Source organism: Pseudorhodobacter sp. (assembly GCF_030452865.1).
GTDB lineage: Bacteria > Pseudomonadota > Alphaproteobacteria > Rhodobacterales > Rhodobacteraceae > Pseudorhodobacter.
Map to the genome: position 1 here is coordinate 1 of NZ_JAKDLJ010000395.1, position 3,247 is coordinate 3,247.

Genomic DNA, 3,247 nt, shown 5'->3' on the forward strand with positions numbered 1-3,247 from the left:
GGGTACCGCCCCCGGGTCCGAGCCGTTTATTACGGGTGCGTTTATCGCCATAGTCCGAGCAAGCCCGAACAAAACCAATATAGGGGGTGGGGCGGTGCACCGCAAGGTGTATCAGATCAGGGAATATCGCGCGTTCATGCCGGGCGCGGGAAGGGCGGTGACCCGGTTGCGTTGAACAAGATCCAGCAGATGCGCCAGCACATTGCGTGACGCGGCGCGCTGCAAGGCGGGCGGGGTGTCGGTGTAAAGCGCGGCGGTAATCGCCGGAATATCTGCCGGACCAATGGCAAGGAACGCCACAATTGCCGCCTCACGCTTTGACCGGTGCCCGATCAGGAACCCAATGCGCTCGGCGGGGTCGCGGATGGCGGGGCCGTGACCGGAATGGATGACGGACCAATCCCGCGCCGCCAACCGGTGCAATGACGCGACATAGGCGGCCATATCGCCATCGGGCGGCGATACCAGCGACGAGGCCCAGCCCATCACATGATCACCGGCAAACAGCACATCGCCAGCGACAAAGCACAAATGGCTGCTCAGGTGTCCCGGTGTGTGCAGCGCGGTCAGCGCCCAATCGCCGTGGGCAACGGTGTCCCCATCCGCCAGAGTCACATCTGGCGCAAAGCCGGTGTCGATCCCTTCGCCGCCCGCGACCAGACCGGCCTGCGCCAATGCCTCCATCTGCGGCGACCGACCGGCGCCTGGCGGGCCGAATGCGTGGACCTTTACGCCCAGGGCCGCAGCCATCGGGTGGGCAAGCGGGGAATGGTCGAGATGGGCATGGGTGACAAAGATGTGGCTTATCCGCTCCCCCATTTTCAATGCAGCCAACAGGGCCTGGTGATGGGATGGCAGATCGGGGCCGGGGTCGATCAGGGCAACCTCTCCCCGGCCCAGCAAATAGCTGTTGGTGCCGTCATAGGTCATCGGCGATGGGTTCGGTGCCAGAACGCGACGCAGATCGGGGGCAAGGGTTTCACAAATGCCGGGCACAGGGCGGGGGCTGTCAGGCATGACGCGTCCTTTTTTAATTGGCAATTCACGACACGCGCGATTCCGGCTTTTGCATGACGGCGGGCGCGGTTACTCTTGCCACATGTTTCGCAAGATAAAAACCTTGTTCCCGCGCAGTCTTTATGGCCGGGCTGCCCTTATCCTGATCGTGCCGGTGGTCACGATCCAGCTTGTCGTCTCCATCACGTTTCTGCAACGGCATTACGAACGGGTCACGCAGCAACTGACCGGCGGGGTCGCGATTGAGATGCGCTATCTTCTGGCGCAGATCGACAGTGCGGCGTCCCCGCAACTGGCGCAGGCGCGTATGCACCAGATCGCGGATGCGATGGGTTTTGGTGCCATGATTGCGACCGAACCGGCGGAGGGTGGCGATCAGCGCGAGTTGCTTGATCTGGCGGGCAAGGCGGTTATCACCACGCTGCGGGCAGAGGTTCCGCAAGTGCAGCGCGTTGAGCTTTTGAATGAGCCGCGCCGGGTCCGGGTGCTGCTCACCTCCGCCATCGGGCCGATCTGGCTGGAGGTGGATCGCGGACGGCTTACGGCTACCAATCCGCATCAACTACTGGTGCTGATGATCCTGACCTCGATTCTGATGACATTGATCGCCTATCAATTCCTGCGCAACCAGTTGCGCCCGATCAAACGACTGGCTGATGTGGCGACCGCCTTTGGCAAGGGTCAGAACAAGCCATACCGGCCGCGAGGCGCGTTGGAGGTGCGATCTGCGGGCAAGGCGTTTCTGGACATGCGCGCCCGGATCGAGCGTCAGATCGAACAGCGCACCCTGATGCTGTCGGGGATCAGCCATGATTTGCGCACGCCCTTGACGCGGTTGCGGCTTGGCCTGTCGATGCTGCCGGAAGACGACGAGACAGAGGCGCTGCTCAGTGATGTGGGCGACATGCAGCGGTTGATCGACGAATTTCTGTCCTTTGCGCGAGGCGATGCGATGGAGGCGGCGGAAGAAACCGACCCGCGCGACTTGATCGGTCGGATCGTCGATAACGGGGTCAGGGCGGGGCAGGACGTAACGCTTGCGGAACTGCGCGGGTCCGGCAACGTGATGCTGCGGCCTGCGGCGGTGACGCGGGCGGTGGAAAACCTGATCGGCAATGCAGTGCGCTATGGCACCCGCGCGATTGTCGGCATGGACCTGACAGAGGAAACCTTGCGCATCGTGGTCGAAGACGACGGGCCGGGGATCGCGAAGGAACTGCGAGAGGAGGCGATGACACCTTTCACCCGCCTCGACAGCGCCCGCGACCCCAATCGCGGCGGCGGCGTCGGCCTTGGCCTTGCCATCACACAGGACATTGCGCGCAGCCACGGCGGGCGGTTGAACCTTGGCCACAGTAAATCGCTCGGCGGCTTGCGGGCGGAATTCGTGATCGCCCGCTGAGACGCGCAAATTGGACGATGGCGCGATTTCAGCGTCGCTATTTCGCTTGGCCGCCCAGCATGACCCAATACCGCTTGTTGTCTGTACCAAGCGCCACGCCAAGGCCGATATCGCTGATCTGCGGCGACAGGATGTTCGCGCGGTGTCCGGCGGATTTATACCACCATTGCGCCGCATCGGTGCTAGGGGAGAACTTGCCTACATTTTCCACAGCCGCACCGAAACGATACCCACCACTGCGCAATCTGCCCCCAAGATCAGAGCCGTCGGAGCCGACATGCGAATGTTTACCCATCCCCGCCATGTCGCAGGCGTGTTGTTGCGCAATATCCGCAAGTTGCTTCTTGCTGGACAAGGCGCGCAGGCCAGCGCCTTTGCGATAGGCATTGATTTCTGCCTGCGCCTGTTTCAGCAGCGCGCCGGTGTTTCCGGGTTGCGGGCAGGCGAAGGCCGCCATCGGGGCGGCACAAAGGCACAGGACGAACGCGAGCGGAGGAAGGTTCATCATTTTGTCCTCACCTGATTGTGAAAGTGCCAATCTACGCGCGCAACGACCAAATGCCAATGCAAATGACGTGCAGATCTGAGCTATTGCTCCGCCTTTGAAAGCGCCTAGGTCAAGCCTTTATCAACGTGATTTGAGATGACCGGGGCGCAGTTGGCGCGGATGCCCGGTCCGCGCAGGGCAAGGGAAAGCGTCTGATGCCCTTGCAGGGGGCGGCACGCGCTACTAAGACTTATGCAATCCTTCGGCGTTAGAGCATTCGAAATCAACAGGCAGGCACAGATGATTGACCCAACAGAACACTATATGAACACCCTTGTTCC

3 protein-coding genes and 1 other RNA gene are annotated in these 3,247 nt (G+C 61.9%); 1 reads left to right on the top strand and 3 read right to left on the bottom strand.

The features are described 5' to 3' along the window. Together ssrA and L0H65_RS16955 are read right to left on the bottom strand one after the other, a co-directional pair. Positions 1–109: a transfer-messenger RNA gene (ssrA, locus tag L0H65_RS16950) on the bottom strand; the annotation flags it as partial. A 2-nt stretch (positions 110–111) separates the two neighbouring features. Then, positions 112–1,017 carry an MBL fold metallo-hydrolase gene (locus tag L0H65_RS16955; protein ID WP_301460405.1) on the bottom strand — a complete coding sequence of 302 codons (906 nt, stop codon included), beginning with the start codon at positions 1,015–1,017 and terminating at the stop codon, positions 112–114. Between the two features lie 82 nt (positions 1,018–1,099). Between L0H65_RS16955 and L0H65_RS16960 the strand changes: the two genes are divergently transcribed. After that, complete coding sequence (locus tag L0H65_RS16960) at positions 1,100–2,419, top strand: ATP-binding protein (protein ID WP_301460406.1); 1,320 nt, start codon at positions 1,100–1,102, stop codon at positions 2,417–2,419. A gap of 37 nt (positions 2,420–2,456) precedes the next feature. On the opposite strand, the gene L0H65_RS16965 is transcribed toward L0H65_RS16960, so the two are convergent. Beyond that, positions 2,457–2,924 (bottom strand): CAP domain-containing protein, encoded by a 468-nt coding sequence (locus tag L0H65_RS16965; RefSeq protein ID WP_301460407.1) that lies wholly within the window; start codon positions 2,922–2,924, stop codon positions 2,457–2,459. Positions 2,925–3,247: the final 323 nt, after the last annotated feature.